Below are 17,709 nucleotides of genomic sequence, written 5' to 3'. Positions count from 1 at the left end.
CTGTCCGGTGGAAGGAGTTCCACCGGACAGGCGCCCTGTCGTCCCGGCCCTCCCGGGCCCGCTGGGACCGCTGTGTTACGAGGGGAGGATGTTCTCCGCCTGAGGGCCCTTCTGGCCCTGCGTGACGTCGAACGTGACCTTCTGGCCCTCCTGGAGCTCACGGAAGCCGGAGGTCGCGATGTTCGAGTAGTGCGCGAACACGTCGGGGCCACCGCCGTCCTGCGCGATAAAGCCGAAGCCCTTTTCCGAGTTGAACCACTTCACTGTTCCACTGGCCATTGCCCAAGTCTCCGTTTCGAGGGACGCGTGATTCCCGCACGGTGCGGGAACCGGAGGTGATCGCCCTGGTCCGCAGAGACGCTGAACAGCACAAACGCCCGTGACGGCACGTCACGGGCGAGCGGTACTTCGGAACCACGACAGCTGATCAAGACGCTACAGGGCTCGAAGCGATACAGCCACAGAAACGACCAACTCTTGCGCACGTGGCGTGTATCGGACCGCGATCGGCCCAACCCGTTCAGCCGACCCGGTATGACGATCAGACCTGTACGACCCGGTACGACGATCGGCCCGGGCAATCAATTTTGCGTGGCGTGCACTTTTGCATACCCTGCAAGATGTGACGAACGAAGGTGCGGCTCCGGGGCTCCGTGAGCGCAAGAAGCGGGCCACCCGGGCGGCCCTGGCGGAGGCGGCGGTACGGCTGGCCGCCGAGCACGGCGCCGAGAATGTGACGGTCGAGGCGATCAGCGAGGCCGCCGGAGTCTCCCCACGTACGTTCTTCAACTACTTCGACAGCCATGACGACGCGTTCGTGATGATGGACCGGGACGCCGGCGAACGGGTGCGCCACGCCGTGCGCGCGGCGCCGGCCGCCCTGTCGCCGCTCGAAGCGGTACGCGAAGCGCTCGCCACCGAACTCGTCGATGTGGCCGAGCGGCAGGAGATCTGGCGGCTGCGGGCCACGGTGCTCCAGCGTTCGCCGCGGCTGCTGGTCCGCGGGCTCGGCGCGCATATGGCCGAGGAGATCGAACTGGCCGAGGCCATCGCCGTACGGCTCGGCTCACGCGCGCCGAACGAGAAGAGCACCGCCGCCTCGGCTCCTGACCTCTATCCACGGCTGCTGGCCGCCGTCGCCGGTACGGCCGTACGGGTGGCCGTCGAGCACTGGTGCGCCCAGGGCCCGGACGCCGACTTCTCCGAGGTGTTCCGGCGTGTCTTCACCCTGCTGACGGACGGGCTCGCCGAACCGCCGCCGCCCGCCCTCTGACCCGCGGCCCCCGTCGTCCCTCCCTCGTCCCCACTCCCCGTCCTCCGTTTTTCTCATCCATTCGAAGAAGGACACATTGAGTGCAATCGAGGCGCCCGAACAGGCGCCGACCTCCATGTCCAACCGGCAGATACTCCAGGCCATGTCCGGCGAGAAGGGCTTATAGGGGTGTTACTTTGCCCTAGACTCAGGCCATGCCAGTCGCACCCGAGTACCTGCACCTCGTCTACCCTCCTCCCTTCCCTGCCCTCCTGTACGGCCGCAACAGCCATGATCCGAAGAAGAAGGGACGCAGCGTCAGCGACCAGCTCCACGACGGCCGCGACCTCTGCGCCCGCTTCGGCTGGCCCGTTCTGCGGGAGTTCAAAGACACCGGCATCAGCGCGAGCCGCCACGCGCGGAAGAAGCGCGACGACTTCGAAGAGCTGATCGCCGCCATTGAGGCAGGCGGGGCCCGGATCGTCGTCGCATTCGAGGCATCGCGCTATTACCGCGACTTGGAAATCTACGTCCGCCTCCGCAATGCCTGCCATGCCAATGATGTGCTGCTCTGCTACAACGGAATGATCTATGACCTGTCCAAGCGGGAGGACAGGAAGGCGACGGCTCAGGACGCGCTCCAGGCCGAGGATGAATCGGAGGGCATCCGGGACCGGATCCTGCGCACAACCCGGATCCACGCCCAACAGGGCGGCGCGCACGGCAAGATCCAATTCGGCTACCTGCGCAAGTACGATCCCGACTCCGGCGATCTGATCGGGCAGTTCCCGCACCTGAAGCACGCCGAGCACGTGAACGCGTCCTTCCGAAGCATCGACTCAGGAAACTCGTTGTATTCCGTCTTGACTCGCCTCAAGGGCGAACCATCTGCGGTCCGACTCGACGGCGCCCCCTGGACCGAACGAAACGTCAAGCGCATGCTCCTCAACCCCGTATACGTCGGGAAGCGCGTTCACAATGGAACTCTGTACGACGCCGCCTGGGACGCACTCCTCAAGAAGCCTGACGGCGAGCCGGATGTGGCGCTGTTCCGGAGGGTGGTCAAACGGCTGACGGACCCCGACCGCGGAACCCAGTTCGATTCCCGCGCAGCCCATCTACAGACCGGTATCACCCTCTGCGGGGAATGCGGAGACCAGGCGAAGATGAGGGCCGGCAAGCAGCGCGGCCGTCCCCTGTACGACTGCGCCGACATGCACGACACATCGATCAGCGAGGCTCTGGGCAATGCCTATGTGGAGGAAGCGGTCCTGACATGGCTGTCCACTCCTGCGGCCCGTGCTGCCCTTGTTCCAGATGAGGAAGAGGAGGAAGCGGAGCAGTCAGAAGCGCAGTCCCGCCTCGACACGCTCAAGGCGCAGCTCGGCGAGGCGAGAAAGCTGGCCTCCACCATCGGACCGGACGGCGCGCTGGGGCTCCCTGTGGCCGCGCTCGCGGCCATGGAGCGGCAACTCCAGCCGCAAATCGACGAGGCGCAGGAAGCCGTGAATCAGGTGATGGGGGTATCTCCCCTCGTACGCAGCCTGGTGATGGCTCCGGACCCGGACATCATCTGGAACGGCGCGCCGACCACGGCAACTGGGCCGGAGCAGCCGGGCCTGACGCTGGAGCAGAAACGGTCTGTACTTCGCACGATCGTGACGATCCGCCTCTACAAAGCCGGAAAGGGCGTTCGCACGATCAAGCCCGGCCGAATCAAGCTCTCGTTCATAGGCGAGCCGGGTTTCGAGAGGAAGCCACTCAGTGCCCGCGAGGCCGCAGAGCGCCGGGCGGCGCGCGCGGCCGAAAAGGCCGCGGGAAGCGGGCCCCTTCCAGTCGTGGGCGAGCCGGACCTCAAGGACGACTGACCTCGCGATCGCAGGCGGCGGCGTCGCAGTCGGCTTCCTCGCGGGCGCGGGCTGCGCCGGGGAAGCCGATGACCTTGCCGTGTTCTTCCGCCGGCCGATCTTCGAGGAGACCGGCTTTGATCATGCGAAACGCAATTCCAAGGCTCTCGCACGCCATCCGCGCGCGTTCCTCTTCGAGCTGGTCGCGTATCGCCTGCCGCTCGGCCCGCAGTCGAGCCTCCATCCGCTCCAACTCGGCAGCCGCGTCACGCCGGATCCGCGCCCGCTCGACCTCCATGGCGGCTTGCACGGCGACGGACCTTCCGCGCTCGGTGTCCGCTTCGCGCATTGCTTCGGCCAGACGCCCTCGCTCGGCGTGTGTGTCTGTGGTCCACTTCCGGATCGACACGAGGGCGATGAGGGTGAGCGCGATCATGCTGAGGCAGGCGCCGCCGAGGCTCCGGGCCAAGTCATTTTGAGCCACCCCGTAGAGAACTACGGCCGTCCCCAGGGCCATGACTACCGCTGCCGCTATCGCAGTTGCTCGTGTGCCGGCCGTGAGATCCATCGCATACCCCCGCTACATCTGTGCCGCCGTGCCCCCAGTCTCGTCGGCGCTACCTGCGGCGTCCTCGCCTTGTAGACGTTTGAGCCGCTCGATGGTTGCAGTGAGCATCTCGCGCCCGATGGGGTCGGTGATGCCCCACTGGTCTGCTGCCTCTGATGGGGTGATAGGCCGCGAGCCTACCTGTGACCGACCAGTTTCGGACAGTGCACTTAGCGACTCGGCCGGAATGCCCATCTCCACAAGCAGGTCACGCAGGGGGATATCGAGCTTCTCTGCAATCGCGGGGAAAAACTTGGGCTCGGGAATGGACTTCCCCTTGAGCATGCGGGAGACGCTACTGGTCGACATGCCCGTGTCGTCGGCCAGGCGTTGCTGGGAACCGTGGCCGATGTAGCCGGCGCGCTCAGCTGCGGAGCCGACGAGTGCGGCGAACTTCCGTGCCCGCGCGGCTGTGGGGGAATCCGTCATGTCCGCAAACTCTAGCTCCCTAGGTAGGGAGTAGCTAGAAAATCCCTGGCCCGCAAGAGTGGCTATCAGGCCACCTACCTGCATAGATGCTGTTCAGCGTCGAACTCGAACACGTGTACGACCGCAGATTCACCCCTCCCTTACGCGCAAGTTCCCTTGCGAGGGAGGGATTTTCATGGCAGAGTCTCCCTCGTGAGCAAGGAACCCCCTGCTACCAGCAACGGGAGGAGTGAGTACGTGTACCGCCTGAGCGTCAGCAAGCTGCTGGAGAAGACCCTCGCCGTCGGCGACGGCACCGGGTACGCCATCTCCCGCCGCGCCGGAATCAGTGAATCGTCCGCCTACCGGATCCTCGCGGGCGAGGCGCAGCCTGACTTGAACACGGCGATGCGTCTCGCTGAGACCTATGACCTCGACCTCCGCAAGATCATGAAGCGGATCGAGATCGAGAGCGTCGCCGCGTGACGCGCGAGGAGCGCCGCCGCCTGCTGGGCGACGAGGTCATCGCGGAGATTCACGCCCGGGTCGCTGAAGCCCCGCCGCCGACTCCGGAAGTGATCGCTGTCCTGCGGCGGATCCTGACCCGCCCGGCCGGCCGTACGGCCGTGGCTGCGCCGGTGAAGCGCGCGGCCTGAGACATGAGCGGGGCCGCCCGGACCGGGCCTGGTCCATGGCAGCCCCTCGGCAAATCCACCCACCAAAGAGAGAAGTGGATCACCTTGAGTACACAGACTATCCGTCCCACGGACTTGCCCGCCGGTCACCGGCGCACGGTCCTGTTGGACTTCGAACTTCCCCGTCCGGCGAGTGTCCCGGCTGTGTTCCGTGCTGCGGCTCGGCTGCTCGTGGCGAACGGCCACTGGCAGGGCGACTACCTGCCGGATGTGTTCGATCGGGAGATGTGCATCCCGCACTTCCTGCGGCCGATGTCGATCGTGGCCGCGCTGAAGTGCGCGACGACCAGTGACCCGCATCGTACGTCGCTGCTGGCGGACGAGGCGATCGCTGTCCTCGCGCTGCGGCTGGAGGTCAACGGCGAGGTGGGCCCGTACTGGGGGGACATCTTCTCGCTGGAGGAGCACATCGCCGCGTGGGGCGACGTTGAGGGCCGCACCACGGAGTCGGCGGTGGCGGTGCTGGAGGCGGCTGCTGAGGCGTGCGAGGCGAGCATCTGATGCGCGCCTACGACTTCTGGACTGAGACCGGCACTGTCGAGTCCGGGACGTACCCGATCGCGTCCTTGGGTCTGCGGCCGAGCGGCGAGGCCACTGCGAACGAGCTTCAGATGCTGTTCCCCTCGGCCATGCCGGTGGAGAAGCAGCTTGCTGTTGCTGACCATGTGCTGGCTGGGGTTCAGCGGTGGCGTGACGGCATTGCTGAGGTTGCGGAGCGGCAGCGTACGGCGGCGGATGAGCTTGCTGAGGCGCGCGCTGAGATTGCCCGGCTGAAGGCCGAGCGCGAGGGCGGTGCGGCGTGAGCGCCCCGACGATGCCGGAAATGGTCCGGACCGACGAGCTCAGCGTGGGCGATGTCGTCTGGTGGCCCCGCGAGATGGCTCTGGCAACGATCACCGAAAAGCCTGCGGAGCTGAAGGACAAGCTGCGCTTCGAGGACTCGCGGAATCCCAAGGCGCCCATCGAGTACGGCGTGCGGGTTGTGGGGCGGCACAACGGGAGCGGCGAGGTGCTGCACGTTGACTGTGCGCCTTCGATGCTGTGGCAGCGGGAGTCGGAGGCTCCGAGCGCCCTGGGGCGGTGCCGAGTGAGGGCCCCGGAGGAGACGCCGGAGTACGCGGCGGCGCTTGACGCGATCCGGGCGCGCTTCAACCAGGTCAGTCCGTCTGGGTCGATGTGGCGTCTGGCTGAGCTGGATGTGCGGGCTGCGCTGCGGGTGCTGGTGGTTGAGGGCCGTCTGGTGGGTGCGCAGCAGGCTGCGGAGTTGGCGCGGCTGGAGGCGCTGGTGCCGGAGCAGGCGGCCGAGTTGGCTCGTTTGCAGGAGGCGTTGGCTCATGCTGCGGGTGCGCATGTGGCGGATGCGGCTGAGGTGCGGAAGCTGAAGAAGCAGGTTGCCGCGCTGGAGCTGCGCGAGGGCTTGGCGTGTGCGGCTGAGGCCGACGCGAAGGCGGAGGTGGAAAAGCTCGCCGAGCTGGAGTCCGCACAGCTGTTCCTCGCCGAGTACGACGGCATGGAGCCCGAGCTGCACCGCACGCTCGACGGGGCCAAGGAGTTCGTTGCCGACGGCGCGAGCGCGGACATGAAGTCCATCCCTGGCGTGGAGCGGGCGTGGGACTTCGTCGAGGAGGAGGACGGCGTCCTCCAGCAGGTTTGGACGGATCCGGACACTGACGCTCCTCTGTCGCAGGGGCCGGGTCGGATCACGCCGCTGCGTCCTGTGGCGCCCGGCCCGGTCGCTGCGGATGGGGTTGCGCCGACGCAGGCCCTCCGCGAGGACGCCGAGGAAACGAACTTCTTCCGGCCCGACCGCACGTACAGCAACGGCAACGCCTACCGGGCGCCCGAGCTGATCACCCTGTTCCGTGTGGAGCACGTCACCCGCCATCCCGAGCACGGTCACCTCCGCGCGATCGGCTGGATGAGGAACGGTGCGCCGGGCTCGAAGTGGCACGGAGGCTTCCAGGACGAGGGCGAGTTCGAGGGCTGGACCGATGTCACCGAGGGCGGTGTGTCGTGATCGCTTCCGTCATCGCGTACGTGCTGATCGCCGCTGGTCTGCTCTGGCTGACGCTCGGCTGCCCCACGCCGGGGGGCGAGTGATGGACGAGGTCCTCCGCATCGCGTCCGCCGCAGCCCTGACGTGGGGTCTCGGCTGCATGGTCTTCGTCGCGATCGTCGACGACCACCACCCCATCGCCTTCCTGCACGACCGGCTGGCGCCCGCTGCTGCCCGCGTCGTGCTCTTCTTCCGCCCGACTGGAGGCCACCGTGCCCGCTGACCTGACCCCGAGCACGACGCCCGGCCTGTCCGTGCGGCTCCGCTCTGACTGGTTCAAGGCCATCTTCCGCGCCGACCTCATCCGCCACCACACCCTGATCGCCCTGGTCCAGCACTGGGGCGACGCGGACGCCCGGGAGGACGTCATCAACCAGCTCGACGCGCTCGCCGAGGCCGTGGCCTCCCCGCGCGAGGGAGAGCTGGACGCGCTGACGGAGGCCGTGGAAGACGCCGCCGCGATGGACAGCGCGGAGATCGAGATCCGTCTCGCGGACGCGCTGCGGCTGCGGGACGAACTGGACGCGGTGATCTCGAAGCTGACGCGGTTCAACCCGCAGCGACTCACGGCCGTGGCAACCCGGCCCGAAAGGCGGACGGCATGAACTGCGACGAGCCCCTCCACCTCGACGGCGAGGACCACTCCTCCCGGAACTGCCTGCTGAAACTCGGCCACCCCGGAGCACACGAGTACTACGGCGGCCAGAAGTTCCCCCGCCCCGAGAGCGCCGAGCCGAACCCCGACGTCGAGGACCTGATCGTGGCCGGGGCCAAGGCCCGCAACGCGTGGGGCATGGACGAGATGCAGTGGCCGATCGTTGTCGAGGTCACCAGTACGTACGTCATCAAGGCGCCGGGCGCGACCGAGGACGAGGCTCTCAAGTACTGGGTCGACGGAGACTACCCGGACCTGTCCGGCGAGCAGGCGATCGACGGCAGCGTCGAGTTCCGCCGTATCGACCGGTGGCAACGTCGCGATCTGACCGGCGCCCCGATCGGGCCTGCGATCGCATGCCCTGGCTGCGGGCGGCTGTCGATGAAACGCGAGTGGTTCCACAACCCGATGCGCAAGTGCCACGGTCCGATCAAGTGGCACGAGACCCGGGCTCCGAAGCTGTACTGGCGATACCGCCGGGAACACAAGGCGACTCCGGTGCACATTCTGGGCGGTGCGGCATGAGCGCCCGCGACGAGTTGTACGCGCTGGCTGGCTGGGGCGACGACCGTACGGCCAACGCCAAGATCGACGCCTACCACGACGAGGTGACGCGGGGGAACGCGGACTGGCTGGAGGGCATCGGCCAGGACCACGCCGCGAGCATGCTCCGGTACTCGCTGGACCTCGCCGACGAGATGGACACGGTGGAGAAGGCCAGCGCCCCGGCGCCGACGGCCACTCCCCAGCCCGACTTCTTCCAGCCCGGCCACGGCTACACCCACCGCGACGGCAGCGACTTCCTGACCGTCGCCGTCACCAACCACCCCATCACCGGCGAACGTCTCGCGATGGGCTGGCGATCCGAGCACAGGGACTGGCACCGGCCTGCGGTCGTCGGCATCAACCAGTGGAACCACGAGTACGACGGCGTCGCACCGCCCGCGCCGGAGCCCCTGACCGACCGGCAACAGCGGCTCCTTGCTGAGATCCAGCGGCGCCCCCGTGAACTCCGCAGCAGCAGCCCCGTCGCCGCCCTTTACCGCGAGTGGGGTGTCCACACCTCGCTGCGTGAGGCCCGGCACGACCTCTACGCGCTCGCCCAGCACGGCTACCTCACTGCGTCCGTCGACGTCACCGGACGCCGCTACGACCTCAACACCCGGAAGGACGGCGCCCGATGAAGGTCCAACTCGACCTGCCCGAGTTCCGCGTCGAGCAGTACACACACCACGAAAACGGCAACGTCACCGACGAGGGACTCTGCGCGGGCTGCGGACTGGAGCGATATGGCCTGATGGCCAAGCTCCACCCCGTCGGCTGGCTCCACGCCGAAGACGAAGACGGCAACCCCACCTGCCTCCAGAAGGCCATCGACAAGCTGACGGCGCCGGATCCGGCCACGGCGTGGACCACCGTCGCACGGCACGTGGCGAAGTACCCGTCGCGGCACGACGCGGCAACGATTCGCGCGGTCATCCGTGAGCTGCTGCAGCTCGTGGAGGCGAAGCGGGGCGATGCCCTGTGACGACCGTCGCGCAGGCCGGGGCTACGGCCCCGGCCGCCGGCCCCGGCGTCACCGAGCCCGGCATCTACCAGATGACCAACGAGGAGTACCACGCCGACCGCGGCAGCCTCTCTTCCAGCGGCGCCCGACTTCTCCTCCCCCCGTCCTGCCCCGCCCTGTTCCGGCACGCACAGGACACCCCACAGGAGCCGAAGAAGACCTTCGAACTCGGCACCGCCGCCCACAAACTCGTCCTCGGCGAAGGACCCGACCTCGTACGCATCGACGCCACCGAATGGCGGTCGGCCGCGGTCAAAGCCGACGTTGCCGACGTACGGGCCGCAGGCGGAGTCCCGCTGAAGCCCGCAGAGTACGAGCAGGTCCACGCGATGGCCGACGCCCTGCGCCACCATCCCGTTGCCGCCGCACTGTTCGACCCGGCGCGCGGCCGGCCCGAGCAGTCGCTGTTCTGGCGCGACCGGCCGACCGGTGTCATGCGCCGTGCCCGCTTCGACTGGCTGCCCCAGCCGCGCACCGGACGCCTGATCATCCCCGACTACAAGACCTGCCGATCCGCCGAACCGGCCGCCCTCGCCCGCGCGGTGGAGGAATACGGCTACCACCAGCAAGCCGACTGGTACCGCTCCGGCGCCAAGGCCCTCGGCCTGGCCGACGACACTGCGGCATTCGTCTTCGTCTGCCAGGAGAAGACCGCCCCCTACCTGGTGTCGGTCATCGAACTGGACGCGAACGCCATGCGGATCGGCGCCGCCCGCAACCGCCGCGCCCTCCAGATCTACGCCGACTGCGTCGAGACCGGCCACTGGCCCGGCTACAGCGACGACATCGCGTACCTCTCCCTTCCCTTCTGGGCCGAGGCCCGCGACACCGAGGAGTACTTGTGACACACCAGCAGATCGAACGCATGACCCCCGCTGCGGCCCCGGGACGGATCGGGCAGGGCACCGCGGTCGAGCAGTCCCGCGCAGTCGCCGAGGTCCAGGCGGCGATCGTCGTGGCGCAGCAGTGCCCGCGGGACATCAACGCCGCGATCGCCGAGATGCGGCAGTCGTGCCAGCAGCTCGCCCTCGCCGAGCGAGCCACGTTCCGCTTCCCCCGCGGTGGCCAGACCGTGTCCGGGCCGTCCGTGCACCTGGCCCGAGAACTGGCCCGCTGCTGGGGCAACATCCAGTACGGGCTGGTGGAGATGCGCCGCGACGACGAGTACGGCGAGTCGGAGATGCAGGCGTTCGCCTGGGACGTCCAGAAGAACTCGCGGAACTCCTCCACCTTCATCGTCCCTCACAAGAGGGACCAGAAGGGCGGCCCAAAGAAGCTCGAAGACCTCCGGGACATCTACGAGAACAACGCCAACAACGGCGCCCGCCGCGTCCGTGAGGCGATCTTCGCGATCCTGCCGCCCTGGTTCGTCGAAGAGGCCAAGGAACTCTGCGCGAAGACCCTCCGCGACGGCGGCGGCAAGCCGCTGAACCTGCGGGTCGCGGACGCCATCCGCGCGTTCGAGGGCATCGGCGTCACCGCGGACCGGATCGAGTCGAAGCTCGGCCGGCCGTCCGGGAAGTGGACCGAGCACGACGTGGCGCAGCTCATCGTCGCGTTCAAGTCGATCCAGCAGGGCGAGATCACCGCCGACGACGAGTTCCCGCCGCAGCGCGTGACGGCCGAGGAAATCGAGGCAGCGGCCAAGGCCCCGGTCACGGGCACCGAGTCCGGCTCGACGGACTGGCCGGCCGCGGCGCAGCCCGGATCGGGGGCCCGCGCATGACGAACATCGCCTTCGTCGACACGGAGACAACTCACCTGGACTCCGCACTGGGGGACGCCTGGGAAGTCGCCGTCATCCTGCGGGAGTTCGACGACAACGAGCCCACCGACACCGAGTACGTGTGGCAGATCCGCCCCAACCTGGCCACCGCCGACCGGGAGGCGCTGGAGATCGGCCGCTACCTGGAACGGTTCGCCGTCCCCCCGCACGCTGAGGCCGCGTTCACCGGCTACGAGGACGGCCCGATCGTGCCGATGACCCGCTTCCAGGCGGTCAGCGCCATCCTGTCGGTCCTGTCCGGCGCCGTCATGGTCGGCTCCAACCCGGGCTTCGATGACCGGTTCCTCCGCAAGCTCCTCGGCCCCGGCGCAGCCCAGTGGCACTACCGGCCGCTCGACATTGCCACCCTCGCCGCCGGGTTCCAGTACGGGCAGGCGTCCGTACCGCACGCCACAGGCGCCGTTCTCCAGCGTGACGACCTGCCCGGGATGCCGCTCTCCTCACGTGGTCTGTCCCGGCGGATGGGTGTTGAGCCGCCCGGCGCGGACGGGCACCAGGCGCTGGTGGACGCCCGGTGGGCCCGCGACGTGTACGACGCCGTCACCGGCACCCGCGCCCCAGCCCGGGATGGTGCCGCGTGACCGCCACCATCGAGACCAAGGGATGCCTGGACGTCACCGCCCGCCGCGACAGCCTGCTCACGCTCGTCAGGGAAGGCTCGCGTCGGCCCGTCACCACGAAGCGGGCCCAAGACCTGTACAGCGTCACCCCGTGGTCCGGTATCGGCCGCAACGCCGCACGCCGCGACCTGCGGGACCTCGCCCGGCGGGGACAGCTCCTCGGCGTCACCGTCGACGGGCAGCGGGCCTACCTGCTCACCCCCAAGGTCGTCTGGCGTCACCCCGGCGGGCGTATCCGCCCCGAGCTCGCACTCCTTCAGGCCATCGCCAACGAGGGTGGCGAGTGGACCCCGGGGCGGGCGAAGGTCGTCATGCGCCGCGCCCTCGGCACCAACGTCTACCGATCCGTGGCCCAGCGCCACCTGGACAACCTGCACCGTGACGGCCTCGTCGAGCTCCACAGCGAGCGGCCCGGCCACTGCTACTACACCTCCCTCATCGAAGGCGGCGCCGCGTGACCGCCCCGGCCCTGTCCACCGCGGTTCCCGTCCCGGCTCCGGCCGGGGCGGGGACCGCCCGCCCCCGCCCTCTCCCGGACCACGGCACCCTGTCCCGCCACAAATACCACGGCTGCAAGTGTCCTGCCTGCGTCGAGCACTACCTCGCCTACCAGCGCGCCCGGCACCGCAAGCGGGGCTACGGCACGTGGCAGCCGTACGTCGACGCCGAGCCGATCCGCCAGCACCTCCTCGCCCTCAACGCGGCGGGCCTGTCCTATGCGGTGATCGCCGAGCGGATCGGCCGTGCCACCGCCACGGTCACCGGCTTCATCTACGACGCCAGCCCGCGCCGGCCCCGGAAGAAGCGCGCCACACCCGAAATCGCCGCCGCAATCCTGGCCGTGACCGCCGCGGAGGTCATGCCGGGACAGGTCGATTCGACCGGCACCGGCCGCCGAGTCCAGGCGCTGGCCGCGATCGGCTGGCCCATGCGGACCCTCGGACCGCACATCGGGACCCACCCGGCCTGTGTGGGCAGGCTCGCCGGGCAGAGGTACGTGCTCCGCAGTACCGCCCGAATGGTTGCTGACGCGTACGAGAACCTCCAGCACCAACGCCCGGAAGAGCACGGTGTCAGCCTCGCGACCGCGGTCAAGACCCGTAAGTGGGCGGCCCGTCAGGGCTGGCCGGATCCGGTGTGGTGGGACGACATGGGCCGCATCGACGACCCCACGTTCGACCCGAAGTCTGCCGAGCGTGACCTGAACCGGGACCAGCTCGCCGCCCTGCGCCGTACGGAGATCGACCACCTGCGGGGCTTCGGGCTCACCGACGAGACCATCGCGGTCCGTCTCGGGCTTGCCCTGTCCACGGTCCACGCGATCACCGTCGAACTCCGCACCGGCCAGCGCCGCGACCGTGCCCAGACCGCGAAGGAAGCCGCCTGATGGCCGCCGCCCCCAAGAAGAAGAGCCGCACCGCCACCCACCGACCGGCCGTAAGACGCCGCCGATTCCGGCACGACGACCCCGTCGCAGTCGACCTTTTCTCCGGCTTCGGCGGGCTCACCGAAGGCATCAAAAGAGCCGGTTTCACCACGATCATGGCCGCGAACCACAACGCCTACAAGGTCGAGGTCCACGAGGCGAACCACCCGGACGCCGACCACTGGATCGCCGACTTGGTCGACCCCGAGGCCGCGGACTACCACTCCGCCCGGGACCTTCCCCCTGCCGACCTGCTCGTTGCCGGGGTGTCGTGCGTCAACCACTCACTCGCCAACACGATCAAGGCATACGAACAGGGCGCGACACTGTTCGAGCTGGACGACCCCGACTACGAGGCGCGCGTCACCAAGTCCGAGCGGGACCGGGCCACCGCGAACTGCGTCCTGCAGTACGCCGCCAAGCACCACCCGCGGCTCATCCTCGTCGAGTGCACCACCCAGCTCACCTCATGGGGGCCCGCACTGCCGGGCCGCCCGAAGGTCGGGGACGGCTCGACCTACCGGTGGTGGCTCAACCAGTTCGATTTGCTCGGCTACCGGCACAAGGTCCTGTACCTCAACAGCCAGTTCTTCGAGGTACCGCAGTCCCGGGACCGCGGTTACTGGGTGTTCGTCGACAAGTCCCTTCCGATGCCCGACCTGGAGCACCGGCCGGTGTCGCGCTGCGGGCGCTGCAACACGGACGTCGAGGCGGTGTGGACGTGGAAGACCGGCATCCCAGCGACCGGCACGGTGATGTACGGCAAGCAGTACGAATACCGGTGCCCGTCCTGCCGGCGTCCCGTCGTCCCGCCGACAACGCCGTCGCTGGCCGCGCTCGACCTCACCGATCTCGGCACGCGCATCGGCGACAAGCCGGTCAAGACGTTCAAGGACGGCTTCGTCGGGCCGCTCGCGCGGTCGTCAATGGCACGCGCGGAACGGTGCCGCCAGCGTTTCGCCGACTTCCCGGCGATCCTCATGCCGGCGAAGGGCGTGCACGGCTCGGAGCGGCTCCTGCTGCAGCCAATGGCGACGCAGACCAGCCAGCAGGAGACCGCGATCCTGTCCACCGGACCGGTCGTCCAGCCGCTATGGGCCCAGGACTCCGCTGATGGACTGGCCGCACCGGCGATGGCGCTCGCGGTGGACAACTATCAGGGTGCCGCGCGAGGCGCCGGGGAACCGCTGCCCACTCAGGTCGGGTCGGAGACCCTCGCCGTGCTGTCCTCCGGAGTCATCCCGTACCGGAAGAACACACTGCCCACTCTGCACAGCGAGGCGATGCCCACCTTCACCTCGGAGCAGATCCCCGCGGTGCTGACGGCCGCCGGCTGGTACAAGCAGAACGGGACGACTTCGGGACACGGAACCGCGCCGCACCCTCTCACCGACCCGCTCGGCACCCTCACCGCCCACGACACCACCGCGCTGCTCATGGCCCAGTGGCAGGCGTCGCTCGCCGAACTTCCCCTCGAAGACTGCTTCTACCGAATGATGGCCGCCCACGAGATCGGCCGCGGCTGCGGCTTCGACGTCGACTTCAACGACTACCGCGGCACCTTCACCGTCTGGGGCTCCGCCCGCAACCAGGTCGACGGATTCGGAAACGCCGTCAGCCCGCAGGTCGGCACCTGGATCGGGGAACGGCTGCGGGCCGTCATCCACGGTCGCCAGGACTTCGGCTCGACCACATCCAAGGCAGCCGCCGCGTGACCCACCGCCCGCCACGTCCCCACCCCCCGCCGGGTGGGCTCCTCGACTGGGGCCACTCCTCGCACTGGTCCCGCGAGGCAAGGCCGTGCAGGTACTGCGGCCGGCCGACGAACCTCCGGGACTCAAAGGGCAAGGCCGCACATAAATGTTGCGCCGAAGCCGCCCTCGCCCAGCAGGTCGCCGACGCGGCCGACGCCTACGAGAACGAAGGACACCTCACATGAACACCACCAACCCCACCACCACGCTCTTCGGCCCCGACCGGCACCGCCTCGGCTACGAGGACCAGGAGTGGTCCGTGTGGGTGAGCGGCATGGACGAGATCCACGACAGGGAGACCCTCGGTGGCGCGCTGAACCTGGCGAACGAGCTGAACGCCACCTTCGCGCAGATGCGGTTCAACTCCACCAGCGAGTACGACCCGGTCATGTACGCGGTCGTCCTGCACCACGGCTACGCGTGGACCGCCGACACCGAGCACCGTCTCGGCAAGGACTGCGGCATCAAGGCGTGCGGCCCCTGCTCTGCGAACCGCTCCTGACCCAGCGCGTACGGCCGGGCCCGCGGGTATCGGGCCCGGCCACCCCACCAGAACACCACACGGAAGGCACACCCCATGAGCGACCAGCCCACCGGGCTCACCCCCGAGATCGTCAACGCGATCATCCGCGACCCCAGCAGCCCGCTCTACCCCTCGCAGATCACCGTCTTCTGCGACCACTGCGGCACTGAGAAGACCGCCGACTACATGGTCAGCGAGGACATGACCCGCGCCCAGCGCCTCGGCGTCGCCCGCAAGCACCTCGTCAACAACGAGGGCTGGGAACACGACGCCGACACCGGGGACGACTTCTGCCCCGAGCACGCCTCCACCACCGCCTGACCGACCCCGTAGCGCCGTCCGGGGCGGCTGGCCTCGTGCCCCGCCCTGGACGGACCCACAGCGCAAAGCCCCGCCGTGGCGGGGCCAGGAAGACGAGAGGAGGAGGCGGTGCGGTCAACCAGAACGCTTCGGCAGGCGCACGACGCGCTTCTTGCGCGGCTCGGCCGGAGGAGTTGCTTCTTCGGTATCCGCCTCGGCGTTCCAACGGTCGGCTTCGGCCTGCACCTCGCGCCGATACTTCGCGATCTCGCGCTTGATGTGCATGCGGATGTCTGCCGACCGAGTCAGGCCCTTGCGCTTGCATGCCAGCTCATACGCGGCCCAGTCCTCGTCGTCGATGCGGACGACGCGGTTTGTGGTGTGGGTGTCCTTCGCGCGGCTGACCATGCGCCCAGCGTAAGCGCTGCATATGCACCGCGTCCAGACGCCACATTGACCATGCATATGCACAATTGTAGGGTCTTGCATATGCACACCAAGGATCTCCCAAAGTCTCTGCGAACCTCCCTGGACGCCACGCTCCAGCACATACATCTGATCCAGGAGAAGGAAGCCAGGCTGGCGAATGCCCGCCGAGGCACCCTGGAACAGGCCCTCCACCAGATCGGCACCCACTACCGCACTGGACAGCTCACCGAAGTCCAACTCTGCTCCGCTCTGGCCGCCGTCCGCGCAAGCAAGCAGCCCGGCGCAATGAACGCCTGGGACGAGATCGTCGGCGCCCCTTGGAAGCGCGTAGCCCAACGAGCGAAGCAACTTCCCAACGGCCCCGAAGGCAGTTGGGTCGGCGAGTACCCCATCCCCACAGGCAACCCGGCACCGCTCTCTGGATCCGCCGTCGTCTATGTCCTATTCGACGACGGCAACGAGCCCTGCTACGTCGGCTCCACTCACACATTCCGGGCACGCCTTCGCCGCCACACGAAGGACGGCAAGCACTTCGTTCGCTGGCAAGCCCACCCCTGCCGCGACCGCGAGCACGCCTACCTCATCGAGGACCGGCTCCTTCGGCAGCACAAGCCCTACCTCAACCAAAAGGCCAGCAGATGAACGGCCGCCCGGCGATACCCGCCACATCCTCCTAACCAGTACGGACGAGAGAAGCACTTCATGGCCTGGTTCGCCCTCGATGACGGGTTCGACACGCACCCCAAGGTGCGCAAGGCAGGCAACGCCGCCGTCGGCCTCTTCGTGCGCCTCGGCGTCCACGCAACCAGGCACCTGACTGAGGGCCACCTCGACGGGGCCATCGTCCGGACGTATGGCACCGAACCGAACGTCCGCAGGCTCATCGCCGTCGGCATGCTGCACGGCGCCGGGCACACGTGCTCCCGCTGCCCGCAGCCGGCCGACGGCGGGTACTACATCCACGACTACCTCGACTACAACAAGTCCCGCGCGCAGATCGAAGCCGCCCGTGAGAACGCCCGGAAGCGGCAGCAGAAGGGGCGGGACACCGCCCGTTCGAACCGGAATCAGCGCGGAATCGGCTCCGAATCGAACTCGAATCGGAGCCGAAACGAAGCCGATTCCGCGCCGAATCGAAGCCGAAACGACCCCCTGTTTGACGACTCCGCCGCAGGTCAAGGCGGTCCGTCACGGCGTGACACCCATGAGGGTGTCACGGGTGTCCCCTCCCCTCCCCTCCCCTCCCATAACTACGACGTGGCTGATGTAGATGAGGAGAGTGCAGGTAGTAGGGCGTCGGTGTCCCGGCCTGACGGCCGCCTCCCCCTCGACCAAGCCGACTTCCACATCACCGACACCATGCGCCGCTGGGCACTCCAGACCTTCGGCCCCGGGCTCGACATCGAGTACGAGACCCAGCAGTTCGTCAGCCACTACCGCGCCGACGGCTCCCGCCGCCGCTCCTGGCCCGACGAATGGCAGAAGTGGATACGCCGCTCCGCGAAGTTCGCGTCCGAGCGCCGCCAGCAGCACCCGACGAGCAACGTCATCGCCCTCCCGTCCGGCCAGACCCTCACCGGGACCGACGCCAAGGTCGCGGGCTGGATGGCCATCGCCGAACAACTCCGCCAGCAGGGAGACCCCGCGTGACCAGCACCATGGAATGGATCCGCCGCACCTACGACGTGCCCGCCCGCCACGGCATGCGCATCGAGTACGACGGCAAGCCCGCCACAATCACCGGCGCGGGCGGCGGCTACCTACGCTTCCGCATCGACGGCGAG

The 17,709-nt window shown here is 68.4% G+C and carries 26 protein-coding genes; 22 read left to right on the top strand and 4 right to left on the bottom strand.

The annotated features are described in order from the left end of the window. Positions 1-75: 75 nt before the first annotated feature. Entirely contained in the window at positions 76-279 is a 204-nt protein-coding gene (locus GA0115259_RS20900; protein WP_041994569.1) for a cold-shock protein, read from the bottom strand. A gap of 334 nt (positions 280-613) precedes the next feature. Here GA0115259_RS20900 and GA0115259_RS20895 point away from each other — a divergent pair, with 334 nt between their 5' ends. Together GA0115259_RS20895 and GA0115259_RS20890 are read left to right on the top strand one after the other, a co-directional pair. After that, positions 614-1,273, top strand: coding sequence for a TetR/AcrR family transcriptional regulator (locus GA0115259_RS20895; RefSeq protein WP_093599398.1), 660 nt, complete (start codon positions 614-616; stop codon positions 1,271-1,273). A 194-nt stretch (positions 1,274-1,467) separates the two neighbouring features. Further along, positions 1,468-3,120 (top strand): recombinase family protein, encoded by a 1,653-nt coding sequence (locus GA0115259_RS20890; protein ID WP_093599389.1) that lies wholly within the window; start codon positions 1,468-1,470, stop codon positions 3,118-3,120. Here the strand turns inward: GA0115259_RS20890 and GA0115259_RS20885 are convergent. Together GA0115259_RS20885 and GA0115259_RS20880 are read right to left on the bottom strand one after the other, a co-directional pair. Further along, positions 3,107-3,535, bottom strand: coding sequence for a hypothetical protein (locus GA0115259_RS20885; RefSeq protein ID WP_141716643.1), 429 nt, complete (start codon positions 3,533-3,535; stop codon positions 3,107-3,109). The two genes, GA0115259_RS20890 and GA0115259_RS20885, sit on opposite strands and share 14 nt — an antisense overlap. Positions 3,536-3,679: 144 nt before the next feature. Further along, on the bottom strand, positions 3,680-4,135 hold the full coding sequence (locus GA0115259_RS20880; RefSeq protein WP_161230428.1) for a helix-turn-helix domain-containing protein: 456 nt from the start codon (positions 4,133-4,135) through the stop codon (positions 3,680-3,682). Between the two features lie 237 nt (positions 4,136-4,372). Between GA0115259_RS20880 and GA0115259_RS20875 the strand changes: the two genes are divergently transcribed. From GA0115259_RS20875 to GA0115259_RS20790, 18 genes are all read left to right on the top strand, one after another. Beyond that, a complete protein-coding gene (locus GA0115259_RS20875) occupies positions 4,373-4,600 on the top strand; it encodes a helix-turn-helix domain-containing protein (RefSeq protein WP_093599380.1) in 228 nt (75 codons plus the stop codon). Continuing rightward, the gene (locus GA0115259_RS40445) at positions 4,597-4,770 is read left to right on the top strand and encodes a hypothetical protein (protein ID WP_176732603.1); all 174 of its coding nucleotides are present in this window, start codon (positions 4,597-4,599) and stop codon (positions 4,768-4,770) included. The genes GA0115259_RS20875 and GA0115259_RS40445 overlap by 4 nt, the downstream gene beginning before the upstream one ends. Before the next feature lie 183 nt (positions 4,771-4,953). Continuing rightward, the gene (locus GA0115259_RS20870; protein ID WP_256098066.1) at positions 4,954-5,310 is read left to right on the top strand and encodes a DUF6197 family protein; all 357 of its coding nucleotides are present in this window, start codon (positions 4,954-4,956) and stop codon (positions 5,308-5,310) included. Beyond that, positions 5,310-5,612, top strand: a complete 303-nt coding sequence (locus GA0115259_RS20865; protein WP_093599377.1) for a hypothetical protein — start codon at positions 5,310-5,312, stop codon at positions 5,610-5,612. Before GA0115259_RS20870 ends, GA0115259_RS20865 begins: the two co-directional genes overlap by 1 nt. Next, positions 5,609-6,826 carry a hypothetical protein gene (locus GA0115259_RS20860; protein ID WP_141716642.1) on the top strand — a complete coding sequence of 406 codons (1,218 nt, stop codon included), beginning with the start codon at positions 5,609-5,611 and terminating at the stop codon, positions 6,824-6,826. The genes GA0115259_RS20865 and GA0115259_RS20860 overlap by 4 nt, the downstream gene beginning before the upstream one ends. 82 nt (positions 6,827-6,908) lie before the next feature. Continuing rightward, positions 6,909-7,088, top strand: coding sequence for a hypothetical protein (locus GA0115259_RS20855; protein WP_141716641.1), 180 nt, complete (start codon positions 6,909-6,911; stop codon positions 7,086-7,088). Continuing rightward, positions 7,078-7,470: a hypothetical protein gene (locus GA0115259_RS20850; protein WP_093599368.1), complete on the top strand. Its 393-nt coding sequence runs from the start codon at positions 7,078-7,080 to the stop codon at positions 7,468-7,470. Before GA0115259_RS20855 ends, GA0115259_RS20850 begins: the two co-directional genes overlap by 11 nt. Next, positions 7,467-8,045 (top strand): hypothetical protein, encoded by a 579-nt coding sequence (locus GA0115259_RS20845; protein ID WP_093599365.1) that lies wholly within the window; start codon positions 7,467-7,469, stop codon positions 8,043-8,045. The genes GA0115259_RS20850 and GA0115259_RS20845 overlap by 4 nt, the downstream gene beginning before the upstream one ends. Further along, entirely contained in the window at positions 8,042-8,704 is a 663-nt protein-coding gene (locus tag GA0115259_RS20840; protein ID WP_093599361.1) for a hypothetical protein, read from the top strand. The genes GA0115259_RS20845 and GA0115259_RS20840 overlap by 4 nt, the downstream gene beginning before the upstream one ends. Then, positions 8,701-9,048, top strand: coding sequence for a hypothetical protein (locus GA0115259_RS20835; RefSeq protein ID WP_093599358.1), 348 nt, complete (start codon positions 8,701-8,703; stop codon positions 9,046-9,048). Before GA0115259_RS20840 ends, GA0115259_RS20835 begins: the two co-directional genes overlap by 4 nt. Beyond that, entirely contained in the window at positions 9,045-9,932 is an 888-nt protein-coding gene (locus GA0115259_RS20830; RefSeq protein ID WP_256098065.1) for a PD-(D/E)XK nuclease-like domain-containing protein, read from the top strand. Before GA0115259_RS20835 ends, GA0115259_RS20830 begins: the two co-directional genes overlap by 4 nt. After that, positions 9,929-10,813 (top strand): hypothetical protein, encoded by an 885-nt coding sequence (locus GA0115259_RS20825; protein WP_093599355.1) that lies wholly within the window; start codon positions 9,929-9,931, stop codon positions 10,811-10,813. Before GA0115259_RS20830 ends, GA0115259_RS20825 begins: the two co-directional genes overlap by 4 nt. Continuing rightward, positions 10,810-11,454, top strand: coding sequence for a 3'-5' exonuclease (locus GA0115259_RS20820; protein WP_093599352.1), 645 nt, complete (start codon positions 10,810-10,812; stop codon positions 11,452-11,454). Before GA0115259_RS20825 ends, GA0115259_RS20820 begins: the two co-directional genes overlap by 4 nt. Beyond that, positions 11,451-11,951 carry a hypothetical protein gene (locus tag GA0115259_RS20815; RefSeq protein ID WP_093599349.1) on the top strand — a complete coding sequence of 167 codons (501 nt, stop codon included), beginning with the start codon at positions 11,451-11,453 and terminating at the stop codon, positions 11,949-11,951. Before GA0115259_RS20820 ends, GA0115259_RS20815 begins: the two co-directional genes overlap by 4 nt. Then, positions 11,948-12,880: a hypothetical protein gene (locus tag GA0115259_RS20810; protein ID WP_093599346.1), complete on the top strand. Its 933-nt coding sequence runs from the start codon at positions 11,948-11,950 to the stop codon at positions 12,878-12,880. The genes GA0115259_RS20815 and GA0115259_RS20810 overlap by 4 nt, the downstream gene beginning before the upstream one ends. Further along, positions 12,880-14,634, top strand: a complete 1,755-nt coding sequence (locus GA0115259_RS20805) for a DNA cytosine methyltransferase (protein WP_093599343.1) — start codon at positions 12,880-12,882, stop codon at positions 14,632-14,634. The genes GA0115259_RS20810 and GA0115259_RS20805 overlap by 1 nt, the downstream gene beginning before the upstream one ends. Positions 14,635-14,854: 220 nt before the next feature. Further along, positions 14,855-15,175 carry a hypothetical protein gene (locus GA0115259_RS20795; RefSeq protein ID WP_093599337.1) on the top strand — a complete coding sequence of 107 codons (321 nt, stop codon included), beginning with the start codon at positions 14,855-14,857 and terminating at the stop codon, positions 15,173-15,175. Positions 15,176-15,250: 75 nt separating this feature from the next. Further along, positions 15,251-15,517 (top strand): hypothetical protein, encoded by a 267-nt coding sequence (locus tag GA0115259_RS20790; RefSeq protein ID WP_093599334.1) that lies wholly within the window; start codon positions 15,251-15,253, stop codon positions 15,515-15,517. Positions 15,518-15,631: 114 nt separating this feature from the next. Here the strand turns inward: GA0115259_RS20790 and GA0115259_RS20785 are convergent, their stop codons facing one another. Then, on the bottom strand, positions 15,632-15,904 hold the full coding sequence (locus tag GA0115259_RS20785) for a hypothetical protein (RefSeq protein ID WP_093599331.1): 273 nt from the start codon (positions 15,902-15,904) through the stop codon (positions 15,632-15,634). Positions 15,905-15,985: 81 nt separating this feature from the next. Here GA0115259_RS20785 and GA0115259_RS20780 point away from each other — a divergent pair, with 81 nt between their 5' ends. Both GA0115259_RS20780 and GA0115259_RS20775 read left to right on the top strand, forming a co-directional pair. Then, the gene (locus GA0115259_RS20780; RefSeq protein WP_141716640.1) at positions 15,986-16,567 is read left to right on the top strand and encodes a GIY-YIG nuclease family protein; all 582 of its coding nucleotides are present in this window, start codon (positions 15,986-15,988) and stop codon (positions 16,565-16,567) included. A 60-nt stretch (positions 16,568-16,627) separates the two neighbouring features. Beyond that, the gene (locus tag GA0115259_RS20775; RefSeq protein WP_093599325.1) at positions 16,628-17,575 is read left to right on the top strand and encodes a hypothetical protein; all 948 of its coding nucleotides are present in this window, start codon (positions 16,628-16,630) and stop codon (positions 17,573-17,575) included. The last annotated feature ends 134 nt before the right edge of the window (positions 17,576-17,709 follow it).

The sequence above is a fragment of the Streptomyces sp. MnatMP-M17 genome (assembly GCF_900091995.1).
Taxonomy (GTDB): domain Bacteria; phylum Actinomycetota; class Actinomycetes; order Streptomycetales; family Streptomycetaceae; genus Streptomyces.
Note: the sequence above shows the minus strand (reverse complement) of the source record. Positions and strands in the feature narration are given on the sequence as shown.

Bases quoted from the DNA above. Each gene is read 5' to 3' on its own strand.
- GA0115259_RS20900 (WP_041994569.1), bottom strand. From the start codon at position 279: ATGGCCAGTGGAACAGTGAAGTGGTTCAACTCGGAAAAGGGCTTCGGC.
- GA0115259_RS20890 (WP_093599389.1), top strand. From the start codon at position 1,468: ATGCCAGTCGCACCCGAGTACCTGCACCTCGTCTACCCTCCTCCCTTC.
- GA0115259_RS20885 (WP_141716643.1), bottom strand. From the start codon at position 3,535: ATGATCGCGCTCACCCTCATCGCCCTCGTGTCGATCCGGAAGTGGACC.
- GA0115259_RS20880 (WP_161230428.1), bottom strand. From the start codon at position 4,135: ATGACGGATTCCCCCACAGCCGCGCGGGCACGGAAGTTCGCCGCACTC.
- GA0115259_RS20865 (WP_093599377.1), top strand. From the start codon at position 5,310: ATGCGCGCCTACGACTTCTGGACTGAGACCGGCACTGTCGAGTCCGGG.
- GA0115259_RS20855 (WP_141716641.1), top strand. From the start codon at position 6,909: ATGGACGAGGTCCTCCGCATCGCGTCCGCCGCAGCCCTGACGTGGGGT.
- GA0115259_RS20845 (WP_093599365.1), top strand. From the start codon at position 7,467: ATGAACTGCGACGAGCCCCTCCACCTCGACGGCGAGGACCACTCCTCC.
- GA0115259_RS20840 (WP_093599361.1), top strand. From the start codon at position 8,042: ATGAGCGCCCGCGACGAGTTGTACGCGCTGGCTGGCTGGGGCGACGAC.
- GA0115259_RS20835 (WP_093599358.1), top strand. From the start codon at position 8,701: ATGAAGGTCCAACTCGACCTGCCCGAGTTCCGCGTCGAGCAGTACACA.
- GA0115259_RS20820 (WP_093599352.1), top strand. From the start codon at position 10,810: ATGACGAACATCGCCTTCGTCGACACGGAGACAACTCACCTGGACTCC.
- GA0115259_RS20805 (WP_093599343.1), top strand. From the start codon at position 12,880: ATGGCCGCCGCCCCCAAGAAGAAGAGCCGCACCGCCACCCACCGACCG.
- GA0115259_RS20795 (WP_093599337.1), top strand. From the start codon at position 14,855: ATGAACACCACCAACCCCACCACCACGCTCTTCGGCCCCGACCGGCAC.
- GA0115259_RS20790 (WP_093599334.1), top strand. From the start codon at position 15,251: ATGAGCGACCAGCCCACCGGGCTCACCCCCGAGATCGTCAACGCGATC.
- GA0115259_RS20785 (WP_093599331.1), bottom strand. From the start codon at position 15,904: ATGGTCAGCCGCGCGAAGGACACCCACACCACAAACCGCGTCGTCCGC.
- GA0115259_RS20780 (WP_141716640.1), top strand. From the start codon at position 15,986: ATGCACACCAAGGATCTCCCAAAGTCTCTGCGAACCTCCCTGGACGCC.
- GA0115259_RS20775 (WP_093599325.1), top strand. From the start codon at position 16,628: ATGGCCTGGTTCGCCCTCGATGACGGGTTCGACACGCACCCCAAGGTG.